Genomic DNA, 17,671 nt, shown 5'->3' on the forward strand with positions numbered 1-17,671 from the left:
TTATGAAGAGAAAAGAAACAAGAAAAGTTAAAGTTGGAGATATATACATTGGAGGAGATTCTAGAATTACAGTACAATCCATGACTAATACAGATACAAGAGATGTATCCTCCACAGTAGAGCAAATTTTAAGACTTGAAGAAAGTGGTTGTGATATAGTAAGATGTGCAGTTCCCGATATGGAGGCTGCAGAAGCTATAAAGGAAATCGCAAAACAAATTCACATTCCTTTAGTTGCAGATATACACTTTGATTATAGATTAGCATTAAAGTCTATAGAAAATGGAGTTTCTAAACTTAGAATTAATCCAGGAAATATTGGTGACATAAGTAGAGTTGAGATGGTGGCGAAAGCTGCAAAAGAAAGAAATATACCAATAAGGATTGGGGTTAACTCTGGATCTCTAGAAAAAGAAGTTTTAAATAAATACGGTAGAGTGTGTAGTGAGGCTTTAGCAGAAAGTGCTCTTAATCATGTGAAAATTCTAGAAGCAGTAAATTTTGAAGATATAATCATATCTATAAAATCTTCTGACGTAGTTCAAATGATAGAGGCCTATAATATAGTTTCTAGTAAGGTTAATTATCCGTTGCATATTGGAGTTACAGAGGCAGGTACCACATGGAGAGGTACTGTTAAATCTAGCGTAGGTGTAGGAGCACTTTTAGCACAGGGCATAGGAGATACATTAAGAATTTCCCTTACAGGAGATGTGGTTGAAGAAGTTAAGGTGGGAAGAGAAATATTAAAATCCCTTGGGATGTTAGAGGATGGAATAAAATTTGTATCTTGCCCAACCTGTGGAAGAACTCAAATAGATCTTATTAGTATAGCAGAAGAAGCCGAAAAAAGATTAAGTCACATAAATAAAAATATAAAAGTAGCTATTATGGGATGCGTAGTTAATGGGCCAGGAGAAGCTAGAGAAGCAGATGTAGGAATAGCTGGTGGTAATGGAGAAGGTCTTATCTTTAGAAAAGGTGAGATTGTAAGAAAAGTAAAAGAAGAAGATTTACTGGATGAATTGATTAAGGAGATTGAAAGTTTATAGATAGGAGGAATCTAAATGACATTGTCAGAACTACTAGGATATGATAGTAGATTGCCTATTTATGAAGATATCATCATAAATAAAGTTCAATATCTAAAACAAAGCGAGATGGTTAAGGTAGTATTAAAACATAAGAGTCCCTTAGATGATCCTATGAAGGAGAATATATGTAATCTTATTAAGGATAAACTTTGTGATTTAGGGACTATAGATATCTTGTGGTATAGAGATGTAGAACATGTTGCTTTAGAAGATGTGGTGGGGGAGTATTGGATAGATGTCATTAACTCTCTTGCCTCATCTTTTCCTTCTGCTAAGACTAGTTTACTAAAAGCAGTTAAAAAGCTAGAAAATGACAGAATTAATATAGGTATATCCAATGAATTTATATCTAAGATGCTCTGTCATAAGAATATAGATAGATTAATACAAAGCGAAATTTATAATATGTTCAACATTAAAGTAGAAGTAAAAATATACTATGATGAATCGGCTATTGAAGAAGATTATATTCTAGAAAAGCAAATTGAAGAAAAGAGAATAGTAAGTGATATTATAGCAAATAGTCCTAAGATTTCTAGTAGATCTAGTGATAAAGCTAAAGAAAAGCCTAAAGAAACTAAGGGAGATAAAAAAGCTAGTCCTTGGAAGGAGAATTATAGAAAGAGCAAAGAGCCTTTAGATGACAATGTGGTATATGGTAATAGAAATATAAATGAAGAAACCACAGAAATGTGTGAATTAAATATGGGCTCCGGGAGAGTAGCTGTGGCTGGAGATGTATTTAAGGTAAATATATTTGAAGCTAAAAGTGGAAAAATATATCCTTCTTTATATATTACTGACTACACTAGCTCTATAACTATAAAAATATATCCAAGAAGTAATGAAGAAGTAGAAAAGCTGCTGGAAGAGTTAAAACCAGGGGTATGTTGCAAGGTTTATGGGGAAGTAGAAATTGATAGATTTTCTAAAGATTTAGTGATTAATGCAAAGTCTATTGTAAAGTTGAAACCTAGTGAAAGAATGGATGGTTGTGAAGTTAAGAGGATAGAGCTTCATGCTCATACTACCATGAGCTCCATGGATGCAGTGGTTACACCTTCAAGTCTTATTGCTAAAGCTGCTAAATGGGGACATAAGGCAATTGCCATAACAGATCATGGAGTAGCTCAAGCCTTTCCAGAGGCCATGGATGCAGGGAAGAAACATAATATAAAAATTATATATGGAATAGAGGGATATTTAGTTAATGATGGAGTAGGTATAGCTACCGGATGTAGAGGAATAGATTTTAATAGTTCCTTTGTAGTATTTGATATTGAAACTACAGGATTTTCAAGTCACCAAGATCGCATTATAGAAATAGGAGCTGTTAAAATAGAGAATGGACATGTTATTGATAGCTTTAATGAACTTATAAATCCAGAGATGAGCATTCCATATAAAATAACAGAGCTTACAGGTATAAGTAATGATATGGTGAAGGGTTGCAAAACCATAGAAGATGTTCTTCCTAGGTTTTTAGACTTTGTAGGGAGTTCTGTAGTAGTAGCTCACAATGCGGAGTTTGATACGGGATTTATTAAGTCTAAGTGCAGAAATCTTGGGTTGCAATTTAAAAATGGAATTATAGATACATTACCTTTAGCTAGATTTTTATTTCCACAACTTAAAAAGCATAAGCTTAATGTAATATGTGAATACTTAAAGATATCCTTAGAAAACCATCATAGAGCTGTGGATGATGCTAAGGCTACTGGAGATATTCTTTTAAAATCCTTTGATATGTTAAGAGAGAAGGGTTTTAATAATTTAGATGGAGTTAATAAGGAATATTTAAAATCCTTTGATGTAAAAAAAGCTCCTACATACCATGTAATAATTTTAGCCAAAAACCAGAGTGGATTAAAAAATCTATATAAGCTAATATCCTTTTCTAACTTAGACTATTATCAAAGACGACCAAGGCTTCCTAAGAGTCTAATAGAAGAATATAGAGAGGGACTTATTATTGGTTCTGCATGTGAGGCTGGAGAGATATTTAAGGGGGTTCTAGCAGGAAGGTCCCTAGAGGACATGGAACATATAGTGGAGTTTTATGATTATTTAGAAGTACAACCCATTGGGAATAATGAATTTTTAATAAAGAAGAACATGGTTAAGGATGAAGAAGGACTTAGGGATCTCAATAGAAGGGTATGTGAACTTGGAGATTTCTATAATAAAAAAGTAGTTGCCACAGGGGATGTACACTTTTTAGAACCGCGAGATGAAGTCTTTAGAAGAATTTTAATGGCTGGAAAAGGGTTTGATGATGCTGATAATCAACCTCCACTATATTTCAAAACCACTACAGAAATGTTAAGAGAGTTTTCATATTTAGGTGAAGAAAAGGCCATGGAAATTGTGGTGGAAAACCCTGAGTATATACAAAGCTTAGTTGGAGAGGTTAAACCAATTCCAGATGAAACCTATGCTCCTAAAATAGAGGGTGCAGAGGATGATATTAGAAACATGACTTTAAATAAAGTAAAATCCATATATGGAGATAATCTTCCAGAAGTTATTCAGAAAAGACTTGATAAGGAATTAAACTCTATTATAAATAACGGATATGCGGTGCTTTATCTTATAGCACAAAAATTAGTGGCAAAGTCTATCAGTGATGGATATCTAGTTGGATCTAGGGGATCTGTTGGATCTTCATTTGTAGCTACCATGTCAGATATAACAGAAGTTAATGGGCTTCCACCTCATTATGTATGTCCTAATTGTAAAAATAGTGAATTCATTTTAGATGGATCCATAGGTTCGGGAGTTGACTTACCAGATAAAAACTGCGAAAAATGTGGAACTCCTTATATAAAAGATGGTCACGATATTCCTTTTGAAACTTTCTTAGGTTTTGAGGGAGATAAGGAACCAGATATAGACTTAAATTTCTCAGGGGATAACCAAGGTGATATTCATAGATATACAGAAGTTCTTTTTGGAAAAGGTCATACCTTTAAAGCAGGAACCATAGGAACTATTGCAGATAAGACTGCCTATGGATATGTTAGAAAGTATTTAGATGAAAGAGATATAAATACTACTAATGCAGAAATAGAAAGATTAACTATTGGATGTACTGGGGTAAAGAGAACTTCAGGGCAACACCCAGGAGGAATTATGGTTGTACCTAGTGACAATGAAATATTTAATTTTTGTCCAATACAACATCCTGCAGATGATCCAAAATCAGATATAATAACAACTCACTTTGATTATCACTCTATTAGTGGTAGGCTTTTAAAACTTGATATACTAGGCCATGACGATCCTACTATGCTTAGGATGCTTCAAGATTTAACTGGAATAAGTCCTCAAAGTGTACCTTTATCAGACCCAAAGGTTTTGAGTCTTTTCACAGGGACAGAAGCTCTTGGCATAACTCCCGAAGAACTGGGTTGTGAAGTTGGATGTTATGGTGTTCCAGAGTTTGGAACTAAATTTGTTAGACAGATGCTATTAGATACAAAACCACAAACATTTTCTGACCTAGTTAGAATTTCTGGTCTTTCTCATGGTACTGACGTATGGCTTAATAATGCTCAATATTATATAAAAGAAGGATATACTACCCTTAAAGATTGTATATCTACCAGAGATGATATTATGGTTTATCTTATATATAAAGGACTTCCGCCCAAGACTGCGTTTACCATCATGGAGAAGGTTAGGAAAGGAAAGGGTGTATCAGAAGAGTTTGAAGCCATAATGAGAGAACATAATGTTCCAGATTGGTATATAGAGTCCTGTAAAAAAATTAAATACATGTTTCCTAAAGGTCATGCTGTTGCCTATGTAATGATGGCTATGAGAATAGCTTATTTTAAGGTTCATCACCCAAAGGCTTATTATGCAACTTATTTTACTGTTAGAGCAGACGATTTTGATGGTGATTTAGTTATAAAGGGTGAAGAAGCAATGAAAGATACTATGGATGAATTAAATGCTTTGGGGAACAATATAGGTACGAAAGAAAAAGGTCTTCTTACCACCTTAGAACTTTGTTATGAAATGTACAAAAGAGGTATAAAATTTCTACCCGTAGATGTATATAAATCAGAGGCAGTAAAATTTACAATAGAAGGAGATAATATAAGAATTCCTTTAAGTGGACTTACTGGAGTAGGGGAAAATGCAGCAAAGGCTATAGCAGAAGCTAGAAATCATGGAGAATTTATATCTAAGGAAGATCTTCGTATAAGAAGTAAAGCTACAAAGACTGTAGTAGAAGCTTTGGCAAATCACGGAGCCATAGGGGATTTACCAGAAACAAATCAATTAAGTCTTTTTTAACAACTGTTTATTTAAATAATTTAAGTTAGGTGCCATTTCATTAACAGAGTTCTTAGCTTCTTTGAAGCTTAGAAAGCGTTATCCAGGGACGTAGCAGCTCTTTACTCCAATTTCAAATAAAATGGGAGTATTAGAGATGGTAGTCATCGGCATAAATACCTCAAAGGAGCTAAAATCATTGCATATTGAAAATAGCTATGATATAATTGTACTTAATGAGCTAGTTATTATGATAATCTTTGAGGGAGAGTAGGATTTATGCCTACTCTCTATTTATTAAAACGCAACCCCAAGTTGCGTTTTAATTATAAAGTGAACCTTAGTTTGAACTAAGGTTTTACATCTCACTAAAGCTAGTTGAACTCATACCTTAAAGGGTACTGTGGTAATGTAAATATTATCCCATGACTATTTGACCAAATACTTTCAACTTCATAAAAAGATGGAAGTTGTGTAGCAATAAAAAATATTAAGTTTATTACTAAAGATTTAAAGTAAATATAATAAAAAGGAGGAAATGTATTATGAACAGTAGCGGTGTTGTGGAAAAACTCCATAGTAAAATTACTAATATAGTAGAAAAACTCGGATTTGAACTTTATCACTTAGAATATGTACGTGAAGGCGGACAAAATATTTTAAGAGTTTTTATAGATAATGAAAAAGGCGTTGCTTTGGATAACTGTGTAGAAGTAAGTAAGGCTGTTGGAGAAATGCTAGATAAAGAAGATCCTATAACAGAAGAATATAATTTAGAAGTATCATCTCCAGGTATATTTAGAACCTTATATACAAAAGAACATTTTAATAAGTATATAAATCATGATGTAGCTGTAAAACTTTCAGCATTATTTGAAGGAAAGAAAAAATATGAAGGGATATTGAAGGGGTTTGATAGCGAAAATTTAATGTTAGAAATCAATGACAATGAAGTTGCAATACCAATGTCAAAGGTTTCTTTAGTTACGTTAAACCCAACTTTATAAGGAGGATATAAATATAATGAGCACCGGATTTAAGGAAGAATTTATAGATGCTGTAAAACAACTAGTTGTTGAAAAAGGAATTAGTGAGGAAATGCTTTTTACTACTATAGAGGATGCTTTAGTAGCAGCATATAAGAAAAATTTTGCAAAGTCTCATGCCAAGGAGCAAAATGTAAGAGTATGGGTTAATAGAGATACAGGAGAAACTCATGTATACTCATTAAAAGAAGTTGTAGAAGAAGTATATGATGATGTAATAGAAATATCCTTAGAGGATGCTAGAGAAATCAGTGCCAAATATAACTTAGAAGATATTGCGGAAATTGAGGTTACTCCAAGAGATTTTGGAAGAGTTGCGGCTCAAGCTGCGAAGCAAGTTGTTATTCAAAGAATTAAGGAAGCTGAAAGAACTCTTATATATAATGAATTTATAACTAAGGAATTTGACATAATAACAGGTATAGTTCTAAGAAAAGATAGAGGAAATGTATTTATAGATCTAGGTAAACTAGAAGCTGTATTAGGCCCAAATGAGCAAATGCCAGGAGAATCTTATATATTTAATGAGAAATTAAAGCTATATATAGTAGAAGTAAAGAAAAGTTCTAAGGGACCACAAATTGTAGTTTCAAGAACACACCCAGGCCTTGTAAAAAGATTATTTGAGTTAGAAGTTCCGGAAATATACAGTGGAATTGTAGAAATAAAAAGTATAGCGAGAGAAGCAGGCTCAAGAACTAAAATAGCTGTATGGTCTAATGATGAAGAGGTAGATCCTATGGGAGCTTGTGTTGGACCTAAAGGAATTAGAGTTCAAAACATAGTAAATGAACTTAGAAATGAAAAGATTGATATAATAAAGTGGAGTAAGTTACCAGAAGAGTATATTGCTCATGCGCTAAGTCCAGCTAAAGTTCTATCAGTTGATGTAGATGAGGATGGAAAGAGTGCTAAGGTTGTAGTAGATGATAATCAATTATCATTAGCCATAGGTAAGGAAGGTCAAAATGTTAGATTAGCAGCAAGACTTACTGGATGGAAAATAGATATTAAGAGTAAGAGTCAAGCTGAAAGCTTACAAAACGAAGAAAGTAACCTTTAAAGGTAGGTGATATTTTATGAAGGTAAAAAAGATACCTCAAAGAATGTGCACAGGATGCATGGAAATGAAACCTAAGAAGGAACTTATAAGAGTTGTTAAAAATAAGGAAAATGAGATATCTATAGATTTACATGGTAAAAAACCTGGTCGTGGAGCCTATATCTGCAGAAATATTCAATGTTTAGAAAAAGCCGTAAAGACTAAAAGACTAGAAAGAAATCTAGAAACTAAGATAAATGATGAAATATATGATAAACTAAAGGAAGAGATAGTTAATGCAGAATAAATTTTTAAGTTTTCTAGGGATTGCAAAAAAATCTAGAAACTTAGTAGAAGGATATAATGGATGTGAAGAAGAGATAAAAAGAAATAAAATCCATCTATGTATTTTATCCTTAGAGTGTTCAGAAAACACTAAGAAAAAATTTGAAAAATACTGTGATGACAGAAGAGTGCCTGTAATAGGAAATATACCTAAAAATGAATTGGGTATGGCCATAGGTAGAGAAGAAATCAATGTATTAGCAGTAAGAGATAAAAAAATTTGTGAAAATTTAATAAAGTTATGGAAAGAGAATTACGGAATGTAAATTCGGGGGTGAAAGTTTTGTCGAAAATAAGAATATATGAGTTAGCTAAAGAATTAGAAGTTACAAACAAGGAACTTATAAGTGTATTAATGGAAGAGTTCGGTGTGGAAGCTAAGAATCACATGAGTGTCATCGATGAAGAGGATGCTGATCTTATAAAAGAGCTATATGAAGAACAAAAAAAAGAAGCAGCTGAAAAGAAAGAAATCATTGAGGAATATGAATCAAAAATCAATGAAGATATAAGTAAGCAGCAAAGAAAAAATAGCAAAATGAGAAAAGGCGGAAATAAGAGAAACGAAGAAAAGGTTGATGAAACTCCAGATGAAGTAATCGAAATGGAAGAAACTATCGTTGTAAAAGACTTAGCTGATAAGCTAAAAAAACCAGTGGTAGAAGTTATAAGAGCTTTAATATTCCAAGGAGTTATGGCAAGTGTAAACCAAGAGATTGACTTTAACACAGCTGAAAAGCTTGTAGATAGCTTTGGATCTATTGCAGTATTAAAAGAGCAAAATGTTGGTGACATTGCTAAAGAACAAGAGGATGAGATTGATGAGATAGAAGACGAATCATCAGAAGCAAAAGAAACTAAAAGACCACCAATAGTTACAGTAATGGGTCACGTTGACCACGGTAAGACATCATTACTAGATGCAATAAAGAAATCTAAAGTTACAGCAACAGAAGCTGGTGGAATTACTCAACACATAGGTGCTTATACTGTAGATGTAAATGGTGAGAGAATTACCTTCCTTGATACTCCAGGTCACGAAGCTTTCACTTCTATGAGAGCTAGAGGAGCACAAGTTACAGATATAGTTATATTAGTAGTAGCAGCAGATGATGGAATTATGCCACAAACTGTTGAAGCTATAAATCACTGTAAAGCTGCAGAAGTACCTATGATTATAGCTATAAATAAAATGGATAAAGAAAGTGCAAATCCAGATAGGGTTAAGCAAGAGTTAACAGAATATGGATTAGTATCTGAAGATTGGGGTGGAGATACTATATGTGTACCAGTATCTGCTCACACTAAGGAAGGCTTAGATAATCTTCTTGAAATGATTACAATAAATGCTGAAATGTTAGAATTAAAAGCTGATGCTAACAGAAGAGCTAAAGGAACAGTTATAGAAGCTAAATTAGATAAAGGTAGAGGACCTGTAGCTAGTATACTAGTTCAAAATGGAACTTTAAAATCAGGAGATTCTATAATAGTTGGAACTACTTATGGTAGAATCAGAGCAATGATTGATGATAAAGGTAAAACTACAAAAGCAGCTGGCCCTTCTATGCCAGTAGAAATATTAGGACTTTCAGAAGTTCCAGCAGCAGGAGATAGATTTACTGTTGTTAGAGATGAAAAGACAGCTAGAATAATGGCAGAGTCAAGAAAAGAAAAGATTAGACAAGATCATTTCCAAACCTCTAATAGAGTGTCTATGGAAAATCTATATAACCAAATCCAAGAAGGTAAGGTTAAAGAATTAAGCGTAATAGTTAAGGCTGATGTTCAAGGTTCAGCAGAAGCGGTTAAACAATCCATAGAAAAGCTTTCTACAGATAACGTAAAAGTTAGAGTTATCCACGGAGCAGTTGGAGCTATAACTGAAACAGACGTATCTCTAGCTTATGCTTCTAATGCTATTATTATTGGTTTCAACGTAAGACCAGACAATAATGCTATTACAATTGCAGAAAGAGATAATGTAGAAATTAAAACTTATAGAATTATCTATGATGCTTTGGATGATATTAAATCAGCAATGATTGGTATGCTTGAACCTGAATACAAAGAAGTTATTACTGGACGTTGTGAAGCAAGACAGGTATATAAAATTTCTAACGTTGGGACTATAGCAGGATGTTATGTTCTTAATGGAAAGATAACAAGAAACTGTAAAGTTAGAGTACTAAGAGATGGTATAGTAATTACAGAATCTACTCTTGCATCTTTAAAGAGATTTAAAGATGACGTTAAAGAGGCAGCAGCTGGATACGAATGTGGACTTAGCATTGAGAAATTCAATGATATAAAAGAAGGAGACATTATAGAAGGCTATATCATGGAAGAAATTAAACCAAAACAATTGTAATAGGAAGGAGTGATCTCCATGGCTAACTATAGAGGCGGCAGAATCAATGAAGAGATAAAAAAAGATGTTAGCAACACTATTCAAAACAAAATAAAGGATCCTAGACTTACAGCAATGGTAAGTGTAACAGATGTAGAAGTAACAAGAGACTTAAGCTATGCTAAAGTATTTGTTAGTATATTTGGTACAGAGGATCAAAAGACAGATGCTCTTAAAATTCTTAAAAGCTCAACAGGTTTTATAAGAAAAGAGATAGGAAAAAATGTTAAGTTAAGACATGTTCCAGAAGTTATCATAGAGTTAGATACAACTTTAGATAAAGCTAATCATTTAGAGTCTTTATTTAGAAAGATAAAGGAGAATGATTCTAATGATAACTAGCAATATAGTAGATATCATAGAGAAAAGTAATTCCATAGGAATTACTTTTCATCAATCACCAGATGGTGATTCTCTAGGAAGTGCCACAGCCCTACTTCAAGGGCTAAGGGCACTTAATAAAGAAGCATATATACTTTCAAAGGAGAAAATTCCAGATACTTTTGAGTATTTGCCTTGTAGTGAGGAAATCACAGGATTACTTCAACAGGTAAAGGATGGTACAGATTTAATAATTGTATTAGATTGTGGAGATTTCAAGAGAATAAATGCTAATTTAGATGCGGAGAATAGGCAATATAAGCTTGTAAATATAGATCACCATCTAAGTAATGAAAAGTATGGTGATTTTAATTATGTGGATATAAATTCTTCAGCAGTTGGAGAAATAATTTATGACCTATTAAATCAGTTAAAAGTAGATATTACAAAGAATATAGGTAAATCAATTTATACTTCTATTTTAACAGATACAAGTTCCTTTAAGCATTCTAATACTACAAGCAGAACTCATGAGATAGCTGGGGAAATTATTAAAACTGGAGTTAACTTTAATAAAATTCAAAGACAAGTCTTTGAAAATAAAGAATTTAATAAAGTTAAGTTCTTTGGGAAAGTCATCGATACTTTGACATTACACCTTAATAATAAAGTTGTATTTATGGAGATTAATGATGCTATGCTTAATGAAGTAGGCTTAGAATCCATGGATTCTTCCGAGGTTATTCACTTTGGAACTATGATAAGTGGAGTAGAAGTAGTAGCTTTATTTAAAGAAAGTAAGGGTGGAATAAAAGTAAGCTTAAGGTCTAAAGAAATAGTTGACGTTAGTAAAATAGCAGAAAATTTTAATGGTGGAGGCCATAAAAGAGCTTCTGGTCTTTTTTGTGAGGGTTCCATCATTGAAGTAAAGGATAAAATATACAAAATATTAGAAGAAGAGTTGATATATTATGATAGAAAATAATAAACCCTTTGGAGTTTTAAATATAAATAAACCTCTTGGCATTAGTTCCTTTGACGTAGTGAGAAAAATAAAAAAGCTAGCTAAAGAGAAAAAGGTCGGACATGGGGGTACCTTAGATCCCGAAGCTTGTGGTGTGCTTCCGGTATGTATAGGAAGAGCAACAAAGGCCATAGACTTTATCATGGAAGGCGAGAAAGAATATATAGCAAAGGTTAAGTTAGGAGTTGTAACAGATACTTACGATAGAGAAGGAAAAGTACTTCGTGAGAGTAAGGTAGATTCTACAGAAGAAGAAATTACTAAGGTTATAAATAAATTTGTAGGAACTATTGCTCAAGTTCCACCTATGTATTCTGCTCTTAAACAAAATGGGAAAAAACTTTATGAGTTAGCTAGAGAAGGAAAAGAAGTCTATAGAGAGCCAAGGACAGTTACTATCCATAGTATTGATATATTATCCATAGATAGCCCTATAATCCACATAAAAGTTAGATGTTCTAAAGGAACTTACATAAGAAGTTTATGCTATGATATAGGAGAAGAACTTGGTTGTGGAGCTATGATGTGGGAGCTAGAGAGAACAGCTACTGGTCCTTTTACTATAGATAGGAGTGTGGAACTAAAAGATTTAACAGAGGATAATATAAATAATTATATTATTTCCTTAGATGAAGTATTTAGTAAGTTTCCTAAACTTGTAGTTAATGAAAAGTTTGAAAGGTTAATATTAAATGGTGTAACCATAAATGATAGAACTCTTTTAAATAGAATTGAAAAGTTTTGCAAATATGCAGTATACAACAATTCAAATAAGCTTATAGGAATTGGAGCAGAAAGCGATTCAGGATTTAAATTAATAAAACTTTTTCTTTAGGGGATATATTTATGAAAATTATACAAGATAATTTTAATGAAGTCATTGAAACTCCTAGTATAATTGTTCTGGGAAGTTTTGATGGTATACATAGTGGTCATAGAGAATTAATTAATAGTGCTAAGGAATTAGCAGAGAAGATTAAATTAACTAAAAATATAGAAGATGTAGAGGTCATGGTATGTACCTTTAAAAATCATCCTTTGTCTGTTGTTAATAAAGAGATTTGTCCAAAACTAATAATGAGCAATGAAGAGAAAGCTATTTTATTTGAAAAACTTCAAGTGAATATATTGAATTTTATGGAATTTAATAAGGAATTCATGTCAATTTCACCAGAACAATTTATTAATAGTTTAAAGAAGCATTATAATGCTAAAGGTATAGTAGTTGGCTTTAATTATCGTTTTGGATATAAAAATTTAGGTGATGTAGGGATTCTTAAAAAATATAGTGAAATATTAGACTATGAACTTTTTGTAGTAGAGCCCATAACTTCAGATGGAGAAGTGGTAAGTAGCTCTGCCATTAGACATAATCTTCAAGAAGGAAATATAGAAAGAGCCAATAAGTTTCTTGGTAGACCATTTATGTTAAGTGGAAATATAATTAAGGGTAAGCAGATAGGTAGAACCATGGGATTCCCTACTGTAAACTTAAATTATGATAAAAAATTCGTAGTACCTAAGGGTGGAGTTTATGGAACTATTGTAGAGTATAAAAATTGCTTTTATAAAGCCATAACTAATATTGGATACAATCCTACCCTAGAAGGTAGTAAATTAAGTATTGAAACTAATATTTTAAATTTTGGTAAAAATATATATGGAGAAGAAATTAAACTATATTTTATAGAGAAAATAAGAGAAGAAAAAAGATTCGGATCCATTGATGAACTGAAGAATCAACTATCAAAGGATAAAAATTATGTAAATGGCAAGGATTATTCTATATATATAGATAAAATTCCTAAATAACTAATTTTTACAAATTTTTAATTAGTTTTTCTATTTACAAAATAAATTTAGTTTGATATAATTTCATATGAACCTTATGCTATGTATTCTGAATGCCAACGGGGTACATGGCATATGGCGATTTAACTATTGGAGGTGCATACAATATGGAAAAGGCAAGAAAACAAGAAATAATGCAACAATTTGCAAGAACAGAAGGAGATACAGGTTCTCCAGAAGTACAAATAGCATTATTAACAGAAAGAATTAAAGAATTAACTGAGCATTTAAAAGTTCACAAAAAAGACCACCACTCAAGAAGAGGTCTTTTAATGATGGTTGGACAAAGAAAAGGACTTTTAAGCTACTTAAAGAAGCAAGATATCGAAAGATACCGTGCTATAATTGCTAAATTAGGAATTAGAAAATAATTAAGAGCGGCAAAGCCGCTCTATTATTTTAATTAAATAGCAAAAAAAAGATAATAATAAGTATATATCTATATATATATTTTTTTAATAACCGAAAGGAGGAGATTAAATGACAAATACGTTAAGTACTTCTGTAGCAGGAAGAGAAATGAAGATAGAAATTGGTAAAATTGGAAAGTTATCTGATTGTGCTATGTTTATTAGTTATGGAGAGACTGTAATCCTTGTAAATGTAAATGCGTCTGAAGAACCAAGACAAGGAATAGATTTTTTCCCACTAAGTGTAGAATATGAAGAAAGACTATATGCAGTAGGTAAAATTCCAGGGGGATTTTTAAAGAGAGAGGGAAGACCATCAGAAAAAGCTATACTAAATTGTAGAGCTATAGATAGACCTATAAGACCTCTATTCCCAAAAGGATATAGAAATGATGTTCAAGTGGTTTGTACGGTATTATCTGTAGACCAAGATAATTCTCCAGAAATATTAGCTATGAATGCAGCTTCAATAGCATTACTTTTATCAAGTATACCATTTACTGATGCAGTAGCTACAGTATCAATTGGATTAATCGATGGAAAGTTTGTAGTTAACCCTACATCTAAAGAAAGAGAATTAAGCTCAATGCAATTAACTGTATGTGCTACTAAAGACAGAGTTATGATGATAGAAGCTGGTGGAGATGAAATTCCAGAAGAAACTATGATTGAAGCTATAGACTTTGGATTTAATCAGTGTCAATCTATTATAGCGTTCCAGGAAGAGGCTAGAGCTAAATTTGGAAAGGTTAAACCTGAGCCAGTACTATACAAAGTGAATGAAGAAATCCAAAGTGAAGTAAGAAACTTTGCTTTTGATATGTTAAAAGAAGCTATGTATATCACTGATAAAGATGAAAGAAATCTTAAAGTAAGTGAAATTAAAGCTAAAATAAATGAAGAGTTTTCTGAGAAGTATCCAGAGGGCGGAAGTGACATAGGAGAAGTTGTTTACAATATTCAAAAGGAAATTGTAAGAAACATGTTACTTAGAGATAAGAGAAGACCAGATGGAAGAGAATTTAATCAAATTAGATCTATATCTTGTGAAACTGGACTCCTTCCAAGAACTCATGGAACAGGATTATTTACAAGAGGATTAACTCAAGTAATGACTGTAGCCACATTGGGAGCTTTAGGTGATGTTCAAATCATAGATGGTATTGGAGAAGAAGACTTCAAGAGATATATGCATCACTACAATTTCCCAGCATACAGTGTTGGAGAAGTAAGACCACTTAGAGGACCAGGAAGAAGAGAAATAGGACACGGTGCTTTAGCTGAAAGAGCCTTAGAACCACTAATTCCTTCTATAGAGGAATTCCCATATGCTATAAGACTTGTTTCAGAAGTTTTAAGCTCTAACGGATCTACATCTCAAGCTAGTGTATGTGGAAGTACATTAGCATTACTTGATGCTGGAGTTCCAATAAAGAGGCCAGCAGCAGGAATTGCCATGGGACTTATAACTAGTGAAGATTTAAGTGAAGAGGCTGTAATTACAGATATTCAAGGAATCGAAGACTTCTTTGGAGACATGGACTTTAAAGTTGCTGGTACAGAAAAAGGAATAACTTCAATTCAAGTTGATACAAAAATAAAAGGATTATCTAAGTATTGTATAAGAACAGCTATAGAAGATGCTAGAACAGCTAGATTATATATCTTAGATAAGATAAATGAATGTATAGCTGAGCCAAGAGCAGAGCTATCTCAATATGCTCCAAGAATGTACACTATAAATATAAAACCAGACAAAATTAGAGATATAATAGGACCTGGTGGAAAAACTATTAAGAAAATAATAGCAGATACAGGTGTTAAAATTGATACTAATGATGATGGTAAGATAGTTATAATGTCTACTGATAGTGAAAGTGCTAATGAAGCATTAAGAATTATAAAGGAAATCACTAAAGAAGTAGAAGTTGGAGAAATATACTTAGGTAAAGTTACTAAGATTATGGCTTTTGGTGCTTTTGTAGAGGTACTTCCAGGTAAAGAAGGTTTAGTACACATATCTAAATTAGCTAACGAAAGAGTAAATAAAGTGGAAGATGTAGTAGCTATAGGTGATGAAATACTTGTAAAAGTAACAGAAATCGATTCTCAAGGAAGAGTGAATCTTTCAAGAAAAGATGCATTAAAAGATAGTGAAGAGTCTAAAACAGAAGAGTAAATAGAAGTTAAAATAAAAAGGTAAAATACCTTTTTATTTTTTTTATTATAAAACATAAGAACATACTAGTGTATAATTTCATAAATTATATTATAATTGTATTAAGTTTCGTTAATTTACTCATAAATATATAATAGAAAACATATTAATCATAGTAATTTATATAATTATGTATGAGGTGATATGTGATGGAAGAAAAATATAGATATTTAAGTGAAATGGAACGATATGAAATAATAAACATTAATGATGGAGATAAGTATAGTGTCCTGGGCAATAATGATATAGTTATAAATGAAAATGGTGAGCTAAAGCTACTATTACTTGGAGATGGAAAGTCTAGTAAGATGTTTTTTAGAAATAATGAGATGCTGGAAGTTTCATGGGATTATGTAAAGAAGATAGGCTCTAAAACTATAATCATCGATGTTGATGGGGAAACACTAAGAAAATCCCATATATAATATGGAGGTAAGTATGGATATAGTTGTTCAGAAATTTGGTGGTACATCAGTATCTAGTGAAAATAATAGAATATTAGTTACAAAAAAGATAAAAAAAGCTATAAAGGATGGATATAAACCTGTAGTAGTAGTATCAGCTATGGGGAGAAAAGGATCTCCTTATGCAACAGATACATTATTATCTTTAGTTAGTGAAGAATTTAAGATAAATAATCCAAGGGCCTTAGATTTACTTTTGTCCTGTGGTGAAACTTTAAGTACAGTGGTAATGTGTAATGATTTATTAAGAGAAGGTGTAGAGGCAGTTCCACTTATGGGTGGAGAAGCTGGTATAAGGACTGATAATAATTTTAATAATGCATCTATTTTAGATGTTAATCCGAAAAATGTACTAAAGGTATTAGAGCAGGGAAAAGTACCTGTAGTAGCAGGTTTTCAAGGTATAAGTGAAGAGGGGAGCATCACTACCATAGGAAGAGGTGGAAGTGACGTTACAGGGGCAATTTTAGGAGCAGCACTAAAGGCAAAGGAAGTTCAAATATATACAGATGTTGATGGTATAATGACAGCAGATCCAAGAATAGTTTCTAAGGCTTCATTAATTGAGAGTATAAGCTATGATGAAGTATTCCAATTTGCTGATCAAGGAGCTAAAGTAATACATCCTAGAGCTGTTGAAATATCTAGAAAATATAATATTCCATTAGTAATTAAAAATACTCTTAGTGATTGTGAAGGGACTATTATTTCTTCTTATGGTGAGGACAATGAAAGAATTATCACTGGAATTACTCATATGAGTAATAGAGTTCAAATAAGAATTAATGGAGGCTCAAAGGAGCACTGCAATAATATATTTCATATTTTAGCTGAAAATGAAATAAGTATTGATTTGATAAGTGTATTTATAAATGATAAAATATTTACTATAAGTGAAGTAGATTTAGATAAGTTTAAAAATATAGCAGCTAATTATGAAATTGATTATCAGTATACAGAAAGTTGTAGCAAAATATCTATAATAGGTTCAAAGATGAGAGGAATACCTGGAGTTATGTCTAGAATTCTAAAGGCTTTAGAAGAAGGCAATATAGATATTCTTCAAACTGCTGATTCACATACAACTATTTGGTGTCTTGTAGAAAGTAATAAAGTCAAAGATGCTATAAATTTACTTCATAATGAATTTAAATTAGGATAGTAT

Annotated in this window: 16 protein-coding genes; all 16 read left to right on the forward strand. The window is 32.1% G+C overall.

What is annotated here, in order from left to right; translation table 11 throughout:
• Window positions 1-2: 2 nt before the first annotated feature.
• The 16 genes from ispG to dapG all read left to right on the forward strand — a co-directional run bounded on the left by ispG (window position 3) and on the right by dapG (window position 17,668).
• Window positions 3-1,052 (forward strand): flavodoxin-dependent (E)-4-hydroxy-3-methylbut-2-enyl-diphosphate synthase, encoded by a 1,050-nt coding sequence (ispG, locus tag B3B03_RS03280; protein WP_346848365.1) that lies wholly within the window; start codon window positions 3-5, stop codon window positions 1,050-1,052.
• Between the two features lie 15 nt (window positions 1,053-1,067).
• Window positions 1,068-5,399, forward strand: a complete 4,332-nt coding sequence (locus B3B03_RS03285; RefSeq protein WP_346876468.1) for a PolC-type DNA polymerase III — start codon at window positions 1,068-1,070, stop codon at window positions 5,397-5,399.
• A gap of 121 nt (window positions 5,400-5,520) precedes the next feature.
• Window positions 5,521-5,652, forward strand: a complete 132-nt coding sequence (locus tag B3B03_RS03290; protein ID WP_346848367.1) for a hypothetical protein — start codon at window positions 5,521-5,523, stop codon at window positions 5,650-5,652.
• A gap of 271 nt (window positions 5,653-5,923) precedes the next feature.
• Entirely contained in the window at window positions 5,924-6,385 is a 462-nt protein-coding gene (rimP, locus tag B3B03_RS03295; RefSeq protein WP_150843841.1) for a ribosome maturation factor RimP, read from the forward strand.
• 16 nt (window positions 6,386-6,401) lie between these two features.
• Window positions 6,402-7,487, forward strand: a complete 1,086-nt coding sequence (gene nusA / locus B3B03_RS03300; RefSeq protein WP_035132801.1) for a transcription termination factor NusA — start codon at window positions 6,402-6,404, stop codon at window positions 7,485-7,487.
• 16 nt (window positions 7,488-7,503) lie between these two features.
• Window positions 7,504-7,773 carry an RNase P modulator RnpM gene (gene rnpM, locus B3B03_RS03305; protein WP_035132803.1) on the forward strand — a complete coding sequence of 90 codons (270 nt, stop codon included), beginning with the start codon at window positions 7,504-7,506 and terminating at the stop codon, window positions 7,771-7,773.
• Complete coding sequence (locus B3B03_RS03310; RefSeq protein WP_346848368.1) at window positions 7,763-8,077, forward strand: ribosomal L7Ae/L30e/S12e/Gadd45 family protein; 315 nt, start codon at window positions 7,763-7,765, stop codon at window positions 8,075-8,077. The genes rnpM and B3B03_RS03310 overlap by 11 nt, the downstream gene beginning before the upstream one ends.
• A 17-nt stretch (window positions 8,078-8,094) precedes the next feature.
• Window positions 8,095-10,179 carry a translation initiation factor IF-2 gene (gene infB, locus B3B03_RS03315; RefSeq protein ID WP_346876469.1) on the forward strand — a complete coding sequence of 695 codons (2,085 nt, stop codon included), beginning with the start codon at window positions 8,095-8,097 and terminating at the stop codon, window positions 10,177-10,179.
• Between the two features lie 18 nt (window positions 10,180-10,197).
• On the forward strand, window positions 10,198-10,560 hold the full coding sequence (rbfA, locus tag B3B03_RS03320; protein ID WP_035132809.1) for a 30S ribosome-binding factor RbfA: 363 nt from the start codon (window positions 10,198-10,200) through the stop codon (window positions 10,558-10,560).
• On the forward strand, window positions 10,550-11,524 hold the full coding sequence (locus B3B03_RS03325; protein ID WP_346876470.1) for a bifunctional oligoribonuclease/PAP phosphatase NrnA: 975 nt from the start codon (window positions 10,550-10,552) through the stop codon (window positions 11,522-11,524). The genes rbfA and B3B03_RS03325 overlap by 11 nt, the downstream gene beginning before the upstream one ends.
• On the forward strand, window positions 11,511-12,398 hold the full coding sequence (gene truB, locus B3B03_RS03330; RefSeq protein ID WP_035132813.1) for a tRNA pseudouridine(55) synthase TruB: 888 nt from the start codon (window positions 11,511-11,513) through the stop codon (window positions 12,396-12,398). Before B3B03_RS03325 ends, truB begins: the two co-directional genes overlap by 14 nt.
• An 11-nt stretch (window positions 12,399-12,409) precedes the next feature.
• Complete coding sequence (locus tag B3B03_RS03335; RefSeq protein WP_346876471.1) at window positions 12,410-13,375, forward strand: bifunctional riboflavin kinase/FAD synthetase; 966 nt, start codon at window positions 12,410-12,412, stop codon at window positions 13,373-13,375.
• A 146-nt stretch (window positions 13,376-13,521) separates the two neighbouring features.
• Entirely contained in the window at window positions 13,522-13,785 is a 264-nt protein-coding gene (gene rpsO / locus B3B03_RS03340; RefSeq protein ID WP_035132815.1) for a 30S ribosomal protein S15, read from the forward strand.
• A 109-nt stretch (window positions 13,786-13,894) separates the two neighbouring features.
• Entirely contained in the window at window positions 13,895-16,003 is a 2,109-nt protein-coding gene (locus B3B03_RS03345) for a polyribonucleotide nucleotidyltransferase (RefSeq protein WP_346876472.1), read from the forward strand.
• A gap of 188 nt (window positions 16,004-16,191) precedes the next feature.
• Complete coding sequence (locus B3B03_RS03350; RefSeq protein ID WP_035132817.1) at window positions 16,192-16,467, forward strand: YlmC/YmxH family sporulation protein; 276 nt, start codon at window positions 16,192-16,194, stop codon at window positions 16,465-16,467.
• Between the two features lie 13 nt (window positions 16,468-16,480).
• A complete protein-coding gene (gene dapG / locus B3B03_RS03355; protein WP_346876473.1) occupies window positions 16,481-17,668 on the forward strand; it encodes an aspartate kinase in 1,188 nt (395 codons plus the stop codon).
• Window positions 17,669-17,671: the final 3 nt, after the last annotated feature.

Origin of the sequence: Clostridium sp. UBA5712, from assembly GCF_002419845.1 — a bacterium.
GTDB classification, from domain to species: domain Bacteria; phylum Bacillota; class Clostridia; order Clostridiales; family Clostridiaceae; genus Clostridium_J; species Clostridium_J sulfidigenes.

What these genes read in the sequence shown, in the direction of transcription:
- ispG (WP_346848365.1), top strand. Translation starts at nt 3, where the DNA reads ATGAAGAGAAAAGAAACAAGAAAAGTTAAAGTTGGAGATATATACATT.
- B3B03_RS03285 (WP_346876468.1), top strand. Translation starts at nt 1,068, where the DNA reads ATGACATTGTCAGAACTACTAGGATATGATAGTAGATTGCCTATTTAT.
- B3B03_RS03290 (WP_346848367.1), top strand. Translation starts at nt 5,521, where the DNA reads ATGGGAGTATTAGAGATGGTAGTCATCGGCATAAATACCTCAAAGGAG.
- rimP (WP_150843841.1), top strand. Translation starts at nt 5,924, where the DNA reads ATGAACAGTAGCGGTGTTGTGGAAAAACTCCATAGTAAAATTACTAAT.
- nusA (WP_035132801.1), top strand. Translation starts at nt 6,402, where the DNA reads ATGAGCACCGGATTTAAGGAAGAATTTATAGATGCTGTAAAACAACTA.
- rnpM (WP_035132803.1), top strand. Translation starts at nt 7,504, where the DNA reads ATGAAGGTAAAAAAGATACCTCAAAGAATGTGCACAGGATGCATGGAA.
- B3B03_RS03310 (WP_346848368.1), top strand. Translation starts at nt 7,763, where the DNA reads ATGCAGAATAAATTTTTAAGTTTTCTAGGGATTGCAAAAAAATCTAGA.
- rbfA (WP_035132809.1), top strand. Translation starts at nt 10,198, where the DNA reads ATGGCTAACTATAGAGGCGGCAGAATCAATGAAGAGATAAAAAAAGAT.
- B3B03_RS03325 (WP_346876470.1), top strand. Translation starts at nt 10,550, where the DNA reads ATGATAACTAGCAATATAGTAGATATCATAGAGAAAAGTAATTCCATA.
- truB (WP_035132813.1), top strand. Translation starts at nt 11,511, where the DNA reads ATGATAGAAAATAATAAACCCTTTGGAGTTTTAAATATAAATAAACCT.
- B3B03_RS03335 (WP_346876471.1), top strand. Translation starts at nt 12,410, where the DNA reads ATGAAAATTATACAAGATAATTTTAATGAAGTCATTGAAACTCCTAGT.
- rpsO (WP_035132815.1), top strand. Translation starts at nt 13,522, where the DNA reads ATGGAAAAGGCAAGAAAACAAGAAATAATGCAACAATTTGCAAGAACA.
- B3B03_RS03345 (WP_346876472.1), top strand. Translation starts at nt 13,895, where the DNA reads ATGACAAATACGTTAAGTACTTCTGTAGCAGGAAGAGAAATGAAGATA.
- B3B03_RS03350 (WP_035132817.1), top strand. Translation starts at nt 16,192, where the DNA reads ATGGAAGAAAAATATAGATATTTAAGTGAAATGGAACGATATGAAATA.
- dapG (WP_346876473.1), top strand. Translation starts at nt 16,481, where the DNA reads ATGGATATAGTTGTTCAGAAATTTGGTGGTACATCAGTATCTAGTGAA.